We start from the raw sequence: 17,154 nt of genomic DNA on the forward strand, positions 1-17,154 counted from the left end.
AAGAACACGGGCGCCACCCCTGCTCCGGTACGGTGGGTCCTGGCGGGGTTCGAGCGAAAAACTGAGGGACACATGGGACTCACCATCGGCGTCGACATCGGCGGCACGAAGATCGCGGCCGGCGTGGTCGACGAAGAGGGCTCGATCCTTGAGACGTGCAAGGTTCCGACTCCGCATGCCACCGACGCGCTGACCGAGGCGATCGCGGACGCGGTGCGTACCGTCGGGGCCGGCCACCATGTCGAGGCCGTCGGCATCGGCGCGGCCGGCTATGTCGACGAGAAGCGGGCCACGGTCCTGTTCGCCCCGAACATCGACTGGCGCCACGAACCCCTCAAGGACAAGGTCGAGCAGCGCGTAGGCCTCCCCGTGGTGGTCGAGAACGACGCCAACGCCGCGGCCTGGGGCGAGTACCGGTTCGGCGCCGGCCAGGGCCACAGCGACGTCATCTGCATCACCCTCGGTACGGGCCTGGGCGGCGGCATCATCATCGGCAACAAGCTGCGCCGCGGCCGTTTCGGCGTCGCCGCCGAGTTCGGCCACATCCGGGTCGTGCCCGACGGCCTGCTGTGCGGCTGCGGCAGCCAGGGCTGCTGGGAGCAGTACGCCTCCGGCCGCGCCCTGCTGCGCTACGCCCGCCAGCGCGCCTTCGCCACCCCCGAGAACGCCGAGATCCTGCTCGGGCTCGGCGACGGCACCTCCGAGGGCATCGAGGGCCGGCACGTCAGCGAGGCCGCCCGCCAGGGCGACCCGGTGGCCATCGACTCGTTCCGCGAACTGGCCCGCTGGGCCGGCGCCGGCCTGGCCGACCTCGCCTCGCTCTTCGACCCGTCGGCCTTCATCGTCGGCGGCGGTGTCTCGGACGAGGGCGAACTCGTCCTGGGCCCGATCCGCAAGTCATTCCGCCGCTGGCTGGTCGGCAACCAGTGGCGGCCGCACGCCCAGGTGCTCGCCGCCCAGCTCGGCGGCAAGGCCGGTCTGGTCGGCGCGGCCGACCTGGCGCGCCAGGGCTGAGCGGCCCGGGGGCCTGCCACGCCCGCTCCTTCGTACGACACCGTCCGTCGCGTCCCCGAGGGGATGCGGCGGACGGTGCTCTATCTTGGCCCGCGTGACGATCCCGGTGAGAGGACCCGCCGCCTTGATGCCGCTTCCCGACTCCCGTACCGAGCCCGACGGAACGGCCGTGATCCGGGTGCTCAGCTACAACATCCGCTCGATGCGCGACGACCGCGCGGCGCTGGCCCGGGTCGTGCGGGCCTGTGCCCCCGATCTGGTGCTGGTCCAGGAGGCGCCGCGGTTCTTCCGCTGGCGCAAGGCCGCCGAGAAGCTGGCCCGCGCGGCCGGTCTGGTGTACGTCACCGGTGGCGGCACGGCCGCGGGCCCGATGATCCTGTCCAGCCTGCGTGCCCATGTGGAGCGCACGGAGGACGTGCTGCTGCCCCGCACCCCCGGACGGCACCAGCGCGGCTTCGCCACCGCCGTGGTCCGGATCGGCGGGGCCCGGCTCGGTGTCCTCAGCTGCCATCTCAGCCTCGCCGCCGGGGAGCGCACCGAGCAGGCCGGGCTGTTGCTGGAGCGGCTGGCCGCCCTGGACGTGCCGTACGCCGTCGCCGGGGGTGACCTCAACGAGCGGCCCCAGGGCCGTGCCTTCGGGCGGCTGGCGGGGGAGCTGACCGATGCCTGGGCAGCCGCCCCCTGGGGCGGGGAGCTCACCTCCACGCCCCACGACCCGCACCAGCGGATCGACGCGATCTTCACCACGAAGGGCGTGACGGTCCTCGGCTGCGGAGTCCCGCACGGGCTGCCGGGAGTGCGGGAGAGCGACCTCACGGCCGCGACGGATCATCTGCCCGTGCTGGCCGCACTGCGGGTGCCGGCCGCGGGCTGACTCACACCACCGCGCCGCTGCCCGGCAGGTCGTTGTCGTCCTCGTCGTCGTTCTTCATCCGCGCCACCAGGGTGGCGAAACCGCCGAGGAAGCCGCCGATGCCCAGGACCGTGATCCACCACGTCACCGGCTGCTGCAGCAGCATCATGGCCACCAGCAGCAACGGACCGCCGATCACCGCGAGCCAGGCGAACTTGGTGGTGACATCGGCCTGCGGCAGCGGGGGCGGCTCGGGCGGGGTGAAGTGGCCCTCGTCGGTCTCGTCGAAGTCGTCGTCGGACGGCTCCGCGGTGGTCCAGTTGCGGGGGCCGACACCGGGCGCGAAGACGACGAAGCTGCCCGGACGGGCGGCCCCGCCCTTGCTGTCCCCGGCCGTGTCCTCCTCCGTGGCCTTCGCGCCGTCACCCCCGGCCGGCTCGTCCTTGCCGTCGCCGTCTGCCGGGGGGAACGACGGCTGGTCGCCGTAGCCCGCCACGATCTGGGCCCAGGCGGCCTCTTCGTCCAGCGGGTCCCGGGGGTCGCGGGGGCTATGCTCCGCCACTGGCCGCCGTCCCCTCCGAAGCCGCGTCCGCCCGTGCCTGCGGCGCGAGCCGGGTGATGAAGGCGAAGGTCTCCTCGAAGATCCGTTCCGCGTCGTGGTCGAGCGTGGCGACGTGGTAGCTGCGCTCCAGCAGCGTCTGCCGGACGTCCGTCGAGGACACCCGGCTCAGGATGCGCTCGGAGTCCGCCGGCGGGACGACATGGTCCTGCGGACTGGTCATCACCAGCAACGGCTGGGTGACACGGGGGAGTTCGGAGTCGACCTGCTGGAAGAGCCGGCGCACCGCATACGCGGCGTGCAGCGGCACCCGGTCGTAGCCGACCTCTTCGGAACCGGGCTTGGCGATATCGCTCGCCAGCCCCTTGGTGGTCCGTACGAGATGACGCAGCACCGGCAGCAGCGGTCCGGCGGCGTCATGCACCTTGTTGGCGGGGTTGACCACGGCCACCCCGCTGATGGCGTCGCCGTGCTTGGCGGCCAGCCGCAGCGCCAGCGCGCCGCCCATCGACAGGCCGCAGACGAAGACCGTGGCGCAGCGCTCGGTCAGTGCCCGCAGCTCGCGGTCGACCTCCGCGTACCAGTCCTGCCAGGTCGTGATCTGCAGATCCTGCCAGCGGGTGCCGTGACCGGGCAGCAGCGGCAGACTGACCGTGAGCCCCTGGTCGGCCAGGTATGCGGCCCAGGGGCGTACGGACTGGGGGGAGCCGGTGAAGCCGTGGCACACAAGGACGCCGACCTCTCCGCCGTCACGGCGGAACGGCTCGGCTCCGGGAAGGAGCGGCACCGGGGAACTCCGATCGATGAGGGGGGCTGGCGAGTTACCTCAGGGTACGCAAAGTGACGGCGGGCGGATAGGTCCGGCGACGGCCGCGGCGCGAGTGCGCCACCGGGGCAGGTTAAGGTCTTTGCGTCACACACAGGAGGCAGTCGGTTGATCTACGGCGCAATGAAGTTTTCCATCGGCGGATCGCTGAAGCTTGCCTTCAGGCCCTGGGTGGAAGGCATCGAGAACATTCCCGCCGCGGGCCCGGCGATCCTCGCGAGCAATCACCTGTCCTTCTCGGACTCCTTCTTCCTGCCCGCGGTACTCGACCGCAAGGTCACCTTCATCGCGAAGTCCGAGTACTTCACCTCTCCGGGAGTGAAGGGCAAGCTGACCGCCGCGTTCTTCAAGGGCGTGGGCCAGCTGCCGGTGGACCGCTCGGGCGGCCGGGGCGCGGGCGAGGCGGCGATCAAAAGCGGCATCGAGGTGCTGGAGCGCGGTGAGCTGTTCGGCATCTACCCGGAAGGCACCCGCTCACCGGACGGCCGGCTCTACCGCGGTAAGCCGGGCGGGCTGGCACGGGTGGCGCTGGCCACCGGGGCGCCGGTCATCCCCGTCGCGATGATCGACACCGAGAAGGTGCAGCCGCCGGGCAAGATCGTGCCCAAGATGATCCGGCCGGGCATCCGCATCGGCAAGCCGCTCGACTTCACCCGCTACCAGGGCATGGAGAGCGACCGCTTCATCCTGCGGTCGGTCACCGACGAGGTCATGTACGAGATCATGAAGCTGTCCGGCCAGGAGTACGTCGACATCTATGCGACGGCGGCCAAGCGGCAGCTGGCCGACGCGGCGAAGGCCGAGGCGACGAAGAAGGCCGAGGCGGAGCAGGCCAAGAAGGCGGCCGCCGAATAGACGGGCAGGGCCGAGACCGGGCGTGAGCGCGCCCGGCAAGGGGGACGGCAATGACGGATACGGGCACCGATACGGGCACGGACATACGGACGGTGGGCGCCGCCATGGCCGCCGCCCGGCGCCATGGCAAACGCCCCCCGAAGGTGCTGCGGATGTCCGTCGAACTCCCGCTGTGGCGGGCGCTCACCGGCTACCGGATCCTCACCCTCGTCTACACCCTGTGCCTGGTCGCGCTCTCCTACCGGCAGTACGCCCATCCGCCGGGCGCCGCCGCCTACATGGGCGCGCTCACCGTCTGGATGGTGCTGACCTGGCGCTGCACCACCTCGGCGGAGCGCTGCACCCGGCAGTTCCTGGTCGCCGACCTCGGCTTCGCGGTCGGCGGCATCCTGCTCACGCTGGTGGTAGACAGCCACGCCCGCATCATGGACGGCGGTCCGACGCTGCCGTCCATCTGGACGGCAGGTGCCGTCCTGGGCTTTGCGATCAAGGGGGGCTGGCGCTGGGCCGCGGTGGCCTCCACCGTCGTGGCGGTCGCCAATCTCGTCGAGCGCCAGGAACTGGCCCGCGACACCATCCACAACGTGGTGCTGGTGTGGGTGGCCAGCGTCGGCCTCGGCTACGTCGTCGAGGTGGCCCGCTCCAGCGAACGCACCCTCGCCCGTGCCCTGCAGATCGAGGCCGCCACCCGGGAACGGGAGCGGCTGGCCCGCGATATCCACGACAGTGTGCTCCAGGTGCTGGCGATGGTGCAGCGGCGCGGCACCGAGATCGGCGGAGCGGCGGGCGAACTCGGCCGGATGGCCGGTGAACAGGAGGTCGCGCTGCGGACCCTGGTCGCCGGGGGGCTGGTCACGCCGCCCGGGATGCGGCCCGGTGGCGCGGCGCCCGAGCTGCCGCACCCGGCGGGCGCGAGGATGCGGAAGGACACCACGGCGCCGTCCGCCGACGGGCCGTGCGATGTCCGGGCGCTGCTCGCGCCGTACGCGGGCGCCGGTGTCACCTTCTCCGAGCCGGGCGCCCCGGTCACGCTGCCGCCCGCCGCGGCCGCCGAGCTCACGGCCGCGGTCGGTGCCGCGTTGGACAATGTCCGGGTGCATGCGGGGGCCGGGGCCCACGCCTGGATCCTGGTGGAGGACGAACCGCACGCGGTGATCGTGACGGTCCGCGACGACGGCCCCGGCATCCCCGAGGGCCGGCTCGCGGACGCCGAGCGCGAGGGCCGCTTGGGGGTGGCCCTGTCGATCCGTGGCCGGCTGCGGGACCTGGGCGGCAGCGCGGAGTGGGTCTCGGTCCCCGGTCAGGGCACGGAAGTGGAGTTGACGGTCCCCAAGGGCGGTGCGCCCGAGGGCGGAAAACGGGGGAAGGCCGGAGCGTGAGCGAGCAGGGGCTGAAGGTCATGGTGGTCGATGACCACCCGATGTGGCGGGACGCGGTCGCGCGGGATCTGGCGGAGGCCGGGTGCGAGGTGGTGGCGACGGCCGGGGACGGCCTCCAGGCGGTGCGCAGGGCGCAGGCCGCGGCGCCCGAGGTGCTGGTCCTGGACCTCAATCTGCCGGGGCTGCCCGGCGTGGCGGTGTGCAAGGAGCTGGTCGGCGCCAATCCGGCGCTGCGGGTGCTGGTGCTGTCCGCGAGCGGTGAGCATGCCGATGTCCTGGAGGCGGTCAAGTCCGGGGCGACCGGCTATCTGCTGAAGTCGGCGAGCACGGACGAACTGCTGGACGCGGTGCGGCGCACGGCCGCCGGCGATGCGGTGTTCACCCCGGGCCTGGCCGGTCTGGTGCTCGGCGAGTACCGCAGGCTGGCGACCGAACCGGCCCCGGTGACGCCCGACGAGCCCGGCGCACCGCAGTTGACGGACCGGGAGACCGAGGTGCTGCGCCTGGTCGCCAAGGGACTCTCGTACAAGCAGATCGCCGAGCGGCTGGTCATCTCGCACCGCACGGTGCAAAACCACGTCCAGAACACCCTGGGCAAGCTCCAGTTGCACAACCGCGTCGAGCTGGTGCGGTACGCGATCGAGCGCGGGCTCGACGAGGAGTGACCGGCGCGTTCACCGGCCGGGCCGGCGCGCGCCCGGCCGCATCCGCTCGTACGGGTGAACGCCTCGCAGCAACTCCCCGGTAAATCACGGACATCACCGTTTGTCCCATCCCGGAGTGACTCAGATCACCATTAGCGTGACCGGGGTCGGCTCACACACGGCCGTGCGCGGCCACTGACGGGATGTAGGTGAAGCAGCGATGCGGGTCGGAGTACTGACCGGCGGCGGCGACTGCCCGGGTCTGAACGCAGTCATCAGGGGCGTCGTACGCAAGGGCACCCAGGAGTACGGATACGCATTCGTCGGCTTCCGGGACGGCTGGCGCGGGCCGTTGGAAGGCGACACGGTAGCGCTGGACATCCCGGCGGTACGCGGCATCCTGCCCCGTGGCGGCACGATCCTCGGCTCCTCGCGGACCAACCCCTTCAAGGAGAAGGACGGCGTCCGCCGGATCAAGGAGACGCTCGCCAAGGAGGAGGTCGAGGCGCTGATCGCGATCGGCGGCGAGGACACCCTCGGTGTCGCCGCCCGGCTCTCCGGCGAGCATGCGATCCCCTGTGTCGGCGTCCCCAAGACCATCGACAACGACCTGTCGGCCACGGACTACACCTTCGGCTTCGACACCGCCGTCGGCGTCGCCACCGAAGCCATCGACCGGCTGCACACCACCGCCGAATCCCATATGCGGGTGCTGGTCGTCGAGGTGATGGGCCGGCACGCCGGCTGGATCGCCCTGCACTCCGGTCTCGCCGGCGGGGCGAACGTCATCCTCATCCCGGAGCAGCGCTTCGACATCGAGCAGGTCTGCCGGTGGATCGACTCCCGCTTCAAGGTCCGCTACGCCCCGATCGTGGTCGTCGCCGAGGGGGCGATGCCCAAGGACGGTCAGATGGTGCTCAAGGACGACTCCACCGACTCCTTCGGGCATGTCCGGCTCTCGGGTGTGGGGGAGTGGCTGGCCAAGGAGATCGAGGCACGCACGGGCAAGGAGGCACGCACGACGGTCCTCGGGCACACCCAGCGCGGCGGGACGCCCAGCGCCTTCGACCGCTGGCTGGCCACCCGCTTCGGGCTGCACGCCATCGACGCGGTGCGTGACGGCGACTTCGGGAAGATGGTCGCGCTGCGCGGCACGGACATCGTCCGGGTGCCGATCGCGGAGGCGACCGCGAAGCTGAAGACCGTCGATCCGGCGCTCTACACCGAGGCCGGTGTGTTCTTCGGCTGAGCCGGACCGCCGGACCGCCGGGCCACCGGACCGCCGGGCCGCCCTTCCGCTCCCGTCCGTACGCCGCCCCCACACCCTGTGTGCCGCCGTCCCCCCACTCCGGGCGGCACCGCCGGGCGAGGGGCCGTATATTCGCCATACGCGACATATCCGGCCTCCTGCCCTCGGGCGGGAGACCGGAACCGGCGGGAGAACCCGGGAGAGCTCGTGGAGATCGTCGCCTTCGGCGTCCAGGCGGATGAGCGGCCGTATCTGGACAAGGCCTTCGCCGGCCGTCACCAGGTCCGCAGCCTGGAGGTCTTCCTCCACCGCGACACCGCTCCCATCGCCCGCGGCTACGAGATCGTCAGCTCCGGCGTCAACGCCGATCTGGGCGCGGACGTCCTGCAGATCCTCGCGGCCGGCGGGACGAAGATGATCGCCCAGCGTTCCACGGGCTTCAACAACATCGATCTGGAGGCCGCGGCCGACCTCGGACTGAGCGTCGGCCGGGTCTCCTTCTACTCCCCCTACGCGGTGGCCGAATTCGCCTGGACCCTCGCGCTGGCCGTCAACCGGCGGATCGTCCGGGCCACGAACCGCACCCGTAACTTCGACTTCCGGCTGGACGGCCTGATGGGCCGCGATCTGCGCGGGCGCACGGCGGGGGTGCTCGGCACCGGCAAGATCGGCGAGGCCTTCACCCGGATCGCCCATGGCTTCGGCATGAACCTGCTGGGCTGGGACCTCACCGAGAACCCGCGCTGCGTCGCGCTCGGCATGAAGTACGTCCCCCGGGAGCGGCTGTTCGCCGAGTCGGACCTGATCACCCTCCATGTCCCGCTGGTGGACGCCACCCGGCGGATCGTCGACGCCGCCGCGCTGGCCGCGATGAAGGACGACGCGGTCCTCGTCAACTCCAGCCGCGGCGGGCTCATCGACACCGCGGCCCTCGTCGAGACGCTCAAGGCCGGCCGGCTCACCGGCGTCGGCCTGGACGTCTACGAGGAGGAGGGCAGATTCTTCTTCTTCGACAAGTCCCTCGACATCATCGACGACGACACCCTCGCCCGCCTGATGACCTTCGGGAATGTGCTGGTCACCTCGCACCAGGCGTACTTCACCGAGGACGCGGTCGGCCAGATCGTCGAGGCCACGGTGGCCAATGTCGAGGACTACCTGGCCCACCGCACCAACGAGAACATGCTGGTCACACGAGGACGGCTGCCAACAACTGGGCGGTGACCGAGGCGCCGTCCAGGGTCAGCACCGACTCGGGGTGGAACTGCACCCCCGCAAAGCCCGGACCGCGCAGCGCATGCACCTCGCCGGTGTCCGCGTCCCGGCTCAACTCGACGCGGTGCATGGCGAGTTCGGCCGCCGTGGTGTCGTCGCAGCGGGCCGTGAAGGTGTTGTAGAAGCCGACCGTCTCCGGGCGCCCGAAGAAGTCGATCCGCTCCTGCGCGCCCTGGTGGGGCACCTCCTTGCGGACGATCTCCAACCCCAGCTCGGCGGCGAGCAGTTCATGGCCCAGGCACACCCCCAGCAAGCCGTCGCGGTGCCCGGCGACCAGCTCGGCGGTCAGCGACCGCAGAAAACGCATCCTGGGGTCGGCGGCGTCCGACGGGTCGCCCGGCCCCGGGCCCAGCACGACCGGGCCCCGGTGCGCACGGGCGGCCTCGCGCAGCCCCGGCTCGTCGAAACGGCGCACCGTGACGGTCAGCCCCGAGGTGCGCAGCAGATGCGCCAGCATCGCGGTGAAGGTGTCCTCCGCGTCGATCACCAGCGCATGCCCGCTCAGCTCGGCGGTCGGTGCGGTGGTCTGCAGCCGCAGCCAGAAGGGCGCCAGGCCGGCCCGGCGGGCGTCCAGCGCGGCCTGCACCCGGGGGTCGTCGGCCAGCCGCTCCCGGTCCCCGGCCGCCGGCCGCGCGGGCGTCGGCCGTACGCCCAGCGCGCTCAGCACCCCCGCGGCCTTGGCGTGGGTCTCGGCGACCTCGCCGTAGGGGTCGGAGGCGCGGACGAGAGTGGCGCCGACCGGTACCCGCAGCCGGCCGCCGGCGGCGATGTCGGCGGTTCGGATCAGGATCGGCGAGTCCAGCGTCTGTGCGCCGCCCGCGTCCCGGCCGATGAGCGCCAGCGCCCCCGCGTAGTAGCCGCGGCCCCGCCCGTCCGGGCCCGCCGGCTCGTACCGCTCGATCACCCGGCAGGCGTTCTGCACCGGCGACCCGGTGACCGTGGCCGCGAACATCGTCTCCTTGAGCACCTCGCGCACATCGAGGGTGGAGCGGCCGCGCAGCTCGTACTCGGTGTGCGCGAGATGCGCCATCTCCTTGAGCCGGGGGCCGATCACCACCCCGCCCCGGTCGCCGACGGTGCACATCATCTTCAGTTCCTCGTCCACCACCATGGACAGTTCCTCGGCCTCCTTGCGGTCGCCGAGGAACGCCAGCAGGCTTTCGGCGGTGGGGCCGCCCTCCGGGTAGCGGTAGGTGCCGCTGATCGGGTTCATCACGACCGTGCCGGCCGCCCGCGCACCGTCCCCGGACGGGAGCGGCTCCCGCCCGCCGGTCATCCGGACATGCACCTCGGGGCTGGCGCCGACCAGCGTCCGCACCCCGGGGCGGTGCACCACGTACGTCCAGTACGCACCGCGCTCACCGGTCAGCAGCCGCCGGAACAGCGCCAGGGCGTCGGCGGCCGAGAAGTCCTCGATCGTGCCCTCGAACGTCCTGCGGATCACGAAGTTCGCGCCCTCGCCGGTGCCGATCTCGTCCCGTACCACCCGCCCGACGATCTCGGCATAGGCGTCGTCGTCCACATCGAATGCCCCGTCCGTCACGTGCACCCGGTGCCCGGGAAGCGCCGCCAGCACCTCGTCCAGCGGCAGTTCGGCGCACTCGCGCGGACGCAGCACCGCCAGCGGAGTGCCGTCGTCATGGGCCCGGAAGCCGCGCTCGCGGATCTGCCGGAACGGCACCAGCGCGAGCGCATCGGTCACCGGCCCGTCCGGCACCCCCTCGCCCAGCGGGATGTCGGCCAGCCGCCCGACCTCGTCGACCTCACCGATCAGCACCTCGACGGTGGGGGAGGCCGCCTCCCGGCCGGGGGAGCGGCGGTGCAGCAGGGCGAAGGGCGGGCAGGCGGGGTCGAGCAGCCGCTGGACGAGTGCGGCGGCGCCGGTGCGGGCGGGGGGCTCGTGGTGCATGGCGGGGTTCCTTCCAGGAAGAGGAGGAACGGCCGCCGCAAAAGGCTGAAGGCCGCCCCTCGGGCGGCCTTCGCGAAGTGTGTGGGGTGCGCGCGAAATCAGTGGGCCGCCGGATGAGCGGTCCACCACCAGTTGCTGTTCATTGCCGGTCGCGTGCACATGAGGGGCACCCTACCGGACCGTCCGGGTGCCGTGCGTCTCACAGTCCGGATGCGCGGACGGACACCCGCGCGGGACCCCGTAATGTGGGGCTTGTGACCGTGAACGCTGAAACCCATGCCGGTGGCCACACCTGGCGAGACCTGCCCGCGGCGCAGCAGCCTGACTGGCCGGACCAAAAGGCTCTGCGCGATGTGATCGCGGAGCTCGCGTCCTATCCGCCGCTCGTCTTCGCGGGCGAGTGCGACCAGCTGCGCGAGCGCCTGGGGGCAGTCGCCCGTGGTGAGGCGTTCCTGCTGCAGGGCGGCGACTGCGCGGAGGCCTTCGACGGCGTATCCGCCGAGCACATCCGCAACAAGCTCAAGACGCTCCTGCAGATGGGCGCCGTGCTGACCTACGCCGGGTCCGTCCCGGTGGTCAAGGTCGGCCGGATCGCCGGCCAGTACAGCAAGCCGCGCTCCAAGCCCACCGAGACCCGCGACGGGGTGACGCTGCCGACCTACCGCGGCGACTCCGTCAACGGCTTCGAGTTCACCGAGGCGGCCCGTATCCCGGACCCCGAGCGGCTGAAGCGGATGTACCACGCCTCCGCGGCGACCCTCAACCTCGTGCGCGCCTTCACCACCGGCGGCTACGCCGACCTGCGCCAGGTGCACGCCTGGAACCAGGACTTCGTGAAGTCCTCGCCCTCCGGACAGCGCTACGAGGCGCTGGCCCGCGAGATCGACCGCGCGATGAACTTCATGAACGCCTGCGGGGTGGACCCGGAGGAGTTCCGCACCGTCGAGTTCTTCGCCTCCCACGAGGCGCTGGTCCTCGACTACGAGTCCCCGCTGACCCGGGTCGACTCACGCACCGGCAACCTCTACGACGTCTCCGGCCACATGCTCTGGATCGGCGAGCGCACCCGTCAGCTCGACGGTGCCCACATCGAGTTCGCCTCGCGCATCCGCAACCCCATCGGCGTCAAGCTCGGCCCGACGACCACGCCCGAGGACGCGCTGGCGCTCATTGAGCGGCTCGACCCGGAGCGGGAGCCGGGCCGGCTGACCTTCATCACCCGCATGGGAGCGGACAAGGTCCGCGACAAACTCCCCGAGCTGGTCGAGAAGGTCACCGCCTCCGGCGCGCAGGTCGCCTGGATCTGCGACCCGATGCACGGCAACACCTTCGAGGCGGCCTCCGGTCACAAGACCCGGCGCTTCGACGACGTGCTGGACGAGGTCAAGGGCTTCTTCGAGGTCCACAAGGGCCTCGGCACCCACCCGGGCGGTATCCACGTCGAGCTGACCGGTGACGATGTCACCGAGTGCGTGGGCGGCGGCGACGAGATCTTCGTCGACGACCTCCACCAGCGCTACGAGACCGCCTGCGACCCGCGGCTCAACCGCAGCCAGTCGCTCGACCTGGCCTTCCTGGTTGCGGAGATGTACCGCGATCAGTGAGCCGGCGGGCCGCTGACCTGCGCTGACGGGCAGAGGTACGACAAGGGTGGGGCGCGGATCCTGTGATCCGCGCCCCACTGCGTTGTGCGCCCGCCGCCAAGGAAGGTAAGGTAAGGGTTACCTCACTCAAGATCAGCCGGATGGGATGAGGTGCCTCCACGGAAGGTGAAACCGCGTGTACGTCTGCTCCTGCTTCGGGATCACCGAGCGGCAGGTCCGTGAGCACGCGGACACGGGCGCCTGCACACCCCGTCAGATCGCCTCCGCCTGCAAGGCCGGCACCGACTGCGGTGGCTGTGTCCGCCGCATCCAGGCACTGCTCGGCCGGGGCGCCTGCCCCCGCCGGGATCTCATCGACAGTGGCGCGCCCGAGCCGCTGGGCGCGGAGGCGGACGCAGTGGGGCCCGCGGCGCTTTCGGAGGCCGCGTAGCCCCCATGGGCGACGGGGATCTCCCGTTGCCGTGCGGGACCTGGCGGAGGGCGGGCATCCGGCCGCTCGCTCAGCTCGGCTGCTCGATGACCTGGGCGAGGTAGAGCGCCTCTCCGAGCTTCTCCACCAGCTCCAGCTGGGTGTCGAGATAGTCGATGTGGTGCTCTTCGTCCGCCAGGATGTCCTCGAAGATATTCGCCGAGGTGATGTCGCCCTTGTTGCGCATGATCTCGATACCGCGCTTGAGGCGGTCGATGGCCTCGACCTCGATCTGCCGGTCGGCCTGGAACATCTCGGTGACGGTCTGGCCCACCCGCACATGGAACAGCCGCTGGTAATTCGGCAGACCTTCGAGGAAGAGAATCCGGTCGGTCAGGATCTCTGCGTGCTTCATCTCGTCGAAGGACTCTGAGCGGGTGTACTTCGCGAGCTTCGTCCAGCCGAAGTTCTCCTGCATCTTGGCGTGCAGGAAGTACTGGTTGATCGCGGTGAGCTCGGCGGTCAGCTGCTCATTGAGGAATTCGATGACCTCGGGGTCGCCCTGCATGGCTGCGGGCTCCTTCCACGCGAGAAACTGGGCAGGTGCCGCATCCTCGCACCGCGCGGAGCGGGGCGTCCAGTAAGTGCACGCTTAGTGCGAGTTGCCCGAATCCCGCTATCCCTGGTCATCGTCACCCCTTCCGGTCTGACACCATGGAGGGTATGGGTCAGCCGGAAAGCCGCGAAGAGGAGCCTCCTCAGCTGCCTCCGGGCCAGCGGCTGCAGCGCGGCTGGCCGGTGACGCATTACGGGCCGGTGCCGAAGTTCCGCGCCGACCGCTGGGAGTTCCGGGCTTTCGGCGCCACCGCCGACGACGCCAAGCATTGCTGGTCGCACGAGGAATTCACGGCGCTGCCGTACACCACCGTCGTCGCCGATATGCACTGCGTGACGAAATTCAGCATGCTGGGAGCCGAATGGGGTGGGGTGCGGACACAGACCATCATGGAACTGGCGCCGCCGGCACCCGACGTCACCCATGTCATGGTGTGGGCCGAGTACGGCTTCAGCTCGAATGTGCGGATCGAGGATTTCGCCGCGGAGAAGTGCCTCTTCGCCACGCATCGCTCGGGTGAGCTCCTCACCGCGGAACACGGATTCCCGGTGCGCTTGATCGTGCCGCATCTGTATGCCTGGAAAGGCCCCAAGTGGGTCCGCGGCATCGAATATATGCGAGCCGACCGCCGGGGCTTCTGGGAAGAGCGCGGCTACCACAATCTGGGCGACCCGTGGCAGGAGCAGCGCTACTCGTACCAGGAAGAGCCCGGGGACGGCCCCGAACTCTGATCCCGTACGCCGCCGGCGGCTTCCGTCCCCGTCCCCGGCCGTGGCCGTGGCCGTGGCCCGCGGGCCCCGGCCACGGCCCCGCCGGACCGCCCGCCCCGTGGCCCGCGGGCTCAGTACGCGCGCAGCTCCTTGAGCCGGGCCACGTCCGCCGCGTGCCCCTCCTTGCCGCCCGGGGTCTCGACGACCAGCGGCACGCCTGCCGCAGCCGGGTGGCGAAACAGCTCGCCGAAGGGCTTCGCACCGATGTGACCTGCGCCGATGTTCTCGTGCCTGTCCTTGTGGGCGCCGGCCACATCCTTGGAGTCATTGGCGTGGATCAGCTTCAGCCGGCCCTCGCCGGCGACCTCCACCACCTCGTCCAGCAGCGCCTTGGTCCCGCCCGGCGCCGCCATGTCGTGCCCGGCCGCGAACGCATGGCAGGTGTCGAGGCAGATCCCCAGCTTGGGGTGCCGGTCCAGTGCGTCGAAGTACGGACCGAGATCCTCGGCCCGCGCACACAGTGACGCCCCCTGCCCGGCCGTCGGCTCCAGCAGCAGCCAGGGGTCGTCCGGATGCGTCAATTCGTCGAGCAAGGGCCGCATCCGCTCCCTGACCTGCGCCATCGCCGTCGCACGCGGCCGTCCGCCGGTCGCCGAGCCGGTATGGACGACCACCCCGAGCGCGCCGATCTCCCGGCCGCGGCGCAGCGAGTGGCGCAGCGACGCCACGGACTTGTCGACGGTCGCCTCGGTGTGCGAGCCGAAGTTGATCAGATACGGCGCATGGACATACGCCGGAATCCCCTGCAGGGCACAGGCCGCCCGGAACGCCTCGTCCTGCTCGGGGTTGCCGGGCAGCGTCGCCCAGCCGCGTGGATTGGCCACGAAGACCTGAACGACCTCGTCGCCCATCTCGCGGGCGTAGGGGATACCGGTCTTCGCCAGGCCGCCGGCCACCGGCACATGGCCGCCGACGGGGTTCCGTGCACGGGCGCGCTGCTCGTCGCCCTCGGGGGAGGTACTCACCCTCCCAGGGTGCCAGGTGCCCCACGCCCGCCGGACGGCAGCCGTGGGGCAGCGCCCGCCGCGCTACAGGGCGCCCTTGAGCTCGATGGTGATCGTGCCGCCCTTCGGCGCCTTCTTGCCCGGGTCGACGGACTGGGTGTCGACCGTGTCCTGCGGGAACAGCAGCGGCTTCTTCACCTCTACCTGGAAGCCCAGGTCCGTCAGCTGCTTCTTGGCGTCATCGACGTTCTTACCGGTCACGTCCGGGACGGCGATCATCTCGGGCCCCTTGGAGAGCGTGAGGGTGACCGTGTCGCCCTTGCCGAGCTTGCCGCCCTCACCCGGGCTCTGCCGGGCGACGGTGCCCTTGTCCTGGGCGGAGAAGACCGGCTGATCGGCGAAGCGCACCTGGAAACCGGCCGCGCGCAGCGTGGCGGCGGCATCCGCGCGGTTGTTGCCGAGCACTCCGGGCACCTCGACCGCGGTGCCACGGCTGACGGTCAGCCCCACCGCCGTGTCGGGCCGCCGCTTGCTGCCGGCGGCCGGGTCCGTACGGATCACCGAGCCCTTGGCGACCTCGTCGCTGAACTCGCGGGTCACGGTGCCCGGAACCAGCCCGCGGTCGCGCAGCTTGCGCCTGGCATCCGCGACCGGGGTGCCGGACAGATCGGGGACGGCGACGATGTCCGGGCCGCGGGAGATGGTGAGGGTGACCGTGCCACGGATCCGCTTGCCGTTCGCGGGATCCGTCTTCATGACATGCCCGCGCTGCACGTTCGAGCTGAAGCCGCGCACCACCTTCACGCCCAGGCCGTCGTCCCGCAGCGTCTTCTCGGCCTTGGCCTGCGGCATGTCCAGCACCGCGGGGACGGTGGTGAACTGGCCGGAGTTGATGTACCAGACGCCCGTGCCGACCCCGAGGACCAGCAGGACGGCCGCGATGACGGTGGCGAGCCGGCGCCGCTGGAGCAGCCCGCCACGGGGTGCCTCGGCGGGCTGCGGCCGCAGCCGCGTGGTCTGCTCGGCCGGCGGCACCTCCAGCCGGCTGGTGCGGTTCAGCTCCCCTTCGCCGGCCCCCGGCAGCGGCAGCTGTACGCCGTCGGCGCGGGGTATCACGTCCGTACGCTCCGAGCCGTCACCCGGCCCGCCCGAGGGCACCTCCCTGGCCTGCGGCGGCACGGCGTCCAGCTGTACGCCGGTCAGCCGCGCACGGGCCTCCTGGGCCCGGGACAGCAGCGCCACCGCGTCCTGCGGACGCTGCTGCGGATCGCGGGCGCAGGCCAGCGCGACCAGCTCGTCCAGCTGCGGCGCGAGACCGGGCACCAGCCCGGACGGCGGCAGCACGTCCTCGTGCAGATGCTGGTAGAGGACCTGTGCCACGGTGCCGCCGGTGTGCGGCTTGCCGCCGGTCAGCATCTCGTAGAGCACCACCCCGCAGGCGTAGACATCGACCCGGGCGTCCGCGGTGCCGTGCTCCAGCTGCTCGGGGGCGAGGTAGGAGACGGTGCCCAGGACCGAGCCGGTCGAGGCGGTGGTGTTCGTGTCCACCGCGCGCACCAGGCCGAAGTCGGCGACCTTGACCCGGCCGTCGTCGCCGATCAGGACGTTCTCCGGCTTCATGTCGCGGTGCACCAGGCCGGCCCGGTGCGCGGCCCCCAGAGCGGCCAGGATCGGCTCCAGGATGTCCAGCGCGGCCCGCGGCTGCAGGGCGCCCCGCTCCCGCAGCACATCGCGCAGCGTGCAGCCGGCCACGTACTCCATCGCCAGATAGACGTACGTACCGTCCGTGCCCTGGTCGAAGACGCCCACCACATTCGGATGGGACAGCCGCGCGACGGACTTCGCCTCCCGGATGAAGCGGTCGACAAACGCCCCGTCCGAGGCGAGCCCCGGGTGCATCACCTTCAGCGCGAGCACGCGGTCGAGCCGGGTGTCCATGGCCTGGTAGACCGTGGCCATACCGCCGGCGGCGATGCGCGCCTGGACGCGGTAGCGGCCGTCGAGCAGCTGGCCCACGAGCGGGTCCTGAAGGGTCGTATCCACGGGGGACGAGTCTACGGGGCGCTGCGCATCGGCTTGGGCCCCCCACGTTTTTGGCTTTCCCGCCGTGGGAGTTGTTCGCCGTTGCGGCCGGCGGTTCCTCCCACGTTGTCGGCTTTCCCGCCGTGGGGGTTGTTCGCCGTTGCGCCTGGCGGCGGGCGGGGTCCGCTGCGCGGGGCTGTTGGGGTGCGGTGACGGGTCGGAGTGG

The 17,154-nt window shown here is 71.4% G+C and carries 16 protein-coding genes; 10 read left to right on the top strand and 6 right to left on the bottom strand.

Going from position 1 to position 17,154, the window contains the following annotated elements; all coding sequences use genetic code 11:
• Nucleotides 1-72 precede the first annotated feature (72 nt).
• Nucleotides 73-1,014 (top strand): ROK family glucokinase, encoded by a 942-nt coding sequence (locus ACWGJY_RS30820; RefSeq protein WP_453264149.1) that lies wholly within the window; start codon nt 73-75, stop codon nt 1,012-1,014.
• Between the two features lie 127 nt (nt 1,015-1,141).
• Entirely contained in the window at nt 1,142-1,888 is a 747-nt protein-coding gene (locus ACWGJY_RS30825) for an endonuclease/exonuclease/phosphatase family protein (RefSeq protein WP_453264161.1), read from the top strand.
• A gap of 1 nt (nt 1,889) precedes the next feature.
• Here the strand turns inward: ACWGJY_RS30825 and ACWGJY_RS30830 are convergent, their stop codons facing one another.
• Nucleotides 1,890-2,429: a hypothetical protein gene (locus ACWGJY_RS30830; RefSeq protein WP_453264150.1), complete on the bottom strand. Its 540-nt coding sequence runs from the start codon at nt 2,427-2,429 to the stop codon at nt 1,890-1,892.
• A complete protein-coding gene (locus ACWGJY_RS30835; RefSeq protein WP_453264151.1) occupies nt 2,416-3,213 on the bottom strand; it encodes an alpha/beta hydrolase in 798 nt (265 codons plus the stop codon). The genes ACWGJY_RS30830 and ACWGJY_RS30835 overlap by 14 nt, the downstream gene beginning before the upstream one ends.
• A gap of 162 nt (nt 3,214-3,375) precedes the next feature.
• Between ACWGJY_RS30835 and ACWGJY_RS30840 the strand changes: the two genes are divergently transcribed.
• From ACWGJY_RS30840 to ACWGJY_RS30860, 5 genes are all read left to right on the top strand, one after another.
• Nucleotides 3,376-4,107: a lysophospholipid acyltransferase family protein gene (locus ACWGJY_RS30840; RefSeq protein ID WP_453264162.1), complete on the top strand. Its 732-nt coding sequence runs from the start codon at nt 3,376-3,378 to the stop codon at nt 4,105-4,107.
• A 104-nt stretch (nt 4,108-4,211) separates the two neighbouring features.
• Nucleotides 4,212-5,486, top strand: coding sequence for a MacS family sensor histidine kinase (gene macS, locus ACWGJY_RS30845; protein WP_453264163.1), 1,275 nt, complete (start codon nt 4,212-4,214; stop codon nt 5,484-5,486).
• A 20-nt stretch (nt 5,487-5,506) separates the two neighbouring features.
• Entirely contained in the window at nt 5,507-6,151 is a 645-nt protein-coding gene (locus tag ACWGJY_RS30850) for a response regulator (protein WP_453264164.1), read from the top strand.
• A 199-nt stretch (nt 6,152-6,350) separates the two neighbouring features.
• Nucleotides 6,351-7,379: a 6-phosphofructokinase gene (locus ACWGJY_RS30855; RefSeq protein ID WP_453264152.1), complete on the top strand. Its 1,029-nt coding sequence runs from the start codon at nt 6,351-6,353 to the stop codon at nt 7,377-7,379.
• Nucleotides 7,380-7,586: 207 nt separating this feature from the next.
• Nucleotides 7,587-8,603: a 2-hydroxyacid dehydrogenase gene (locus tag ACWGJY_RS30860; RefSeq protein WP_453264153.1), complete on the top strand. Its 1,017-nt coding sequence runs from the start codon at nt 7,587-7,589 to the stop codon at nt 8,601-8,603.
• On the opposite strand, the gene ACWGJY_RS30865 is transcribed toward ACWGJY_RS30860, so the two are convergent.
• Complete coding sequence (locus ACWGJY_RS30865) at nt 8,569-10,563, bottom strand: anthranilate synthase family protein (protein ID WP_453264154.1); 1,995 nt, start codon at nt 10,561-10,563, stop codon at nt 8,569-8,571. The two genes, ACWGJY_RS30860 and ACWGJY_RS30865, sit on opposite strands and share 35 nt — an antisense overlap.
• A gap of 254 nt (nt 10,564-10,817) precedes the next feature.
• Between ACWGJY_RS30865 and ACWGJY_RS30870 the strand changes: the two genes are divergently transcribed.
• Both ACWGJY_RS30870 and ACWGJY_RS30875 read left to right on the top strand, forming a co-directional pair.
• Nucleotides 10,818-12,167: a class II 3-deoxy-7-phosphoheptulonate synthase gene (locus ACWGJY_RS30870; RefSeq protein ID WP_453264155.1), complete on the top strand. Its 1,350-nt coding sequence runs from the start codon at nt 10,818-10,820 to the stop codon at nt 12,165-12,167.
• A 175-nt stretch (nt 12,168-12,342) separates the two neighbouring features.
• Nucleotides 12,343-12,597: a (2Fe-2S)-binding protein gene (locus ACWGJY_RS30875; RefSeq protein WP_453264156.1), complete on the top strand. Its 255-nt coding sequence runs from the start codon at nt 12,343-12,345 to the stop codon at nt 12,595-12,597.
• 70 nt (nt 12,598-12,667) lie between these two features.
• On the opposite strand, the gene bfr is transcribed toward ACWGJY_RS30875, so the two are convergent.
• Entirely contained in the window at nt 12,668-13,144 is a 477-nt protein-coding gene (gene bfr, locus ACWGJY_RS30880; RefSeq protein ID WP_453264157.1) for a bacterioferritin, read from the bottom strand.
• A gap of 146 nt (nt 13,145-13,290) precedes the next feature.
• Here bfr and ACWGJY_RS30885 point away from each other — a divergent pair, with 146 nt between their 5' ends.
• Nucleotides 13,291-13,923, top strand: a complete 633-nt coding sequence (locus ACWGJY_RS30885; RefSeq protein ID WP_453264158.1) for a sulfite oxidase-like oxidoreductase — start codon at nt 13,291-13,293, stop codon at nt 13,921-13,923.
• A gap of 110 nt (nt 13,924-14,033) precedes the next feature.
• Here ACWGJY_RS30885 and ACWGJY_RS30890 read toward each other — a convergent pair whose 3' ends face one another.
• Nucleotides 14,034-14,927 carry a deoxyribonuclease IV gene (locus ACWGJY_RS30890; protein WP_453264159.1) on the bottom strand — a complete coding sequence of 298 codons (894 nt, stop codon included), beginning with the start codon at nt 14,925-14,927 and terminating at the stop codon, nt 14,034-14,036.
• A gap of 63 nt (nt 14,928-14,990) precedes the next feature.
• Nucleotides 14,991-16,949: a Stk1 family PASTA domain-containing Ser/Thr kinase gene (gene pknB, locus ACWGJY_RS30895; RefSeq protein ID WP_453264160.1), complete on the bottom strand. Its 1,959-nt coding sequence runs from the start codon at nt 16,947-16,949 to the stop codon at nt 14,991-14,993.
• Nucleotides 16,950-17,154 lie beyond the last annotated feature (205 nt).

This window comes from Streptomyces sp. NPDC054765, from assembly GCF_053612065.1.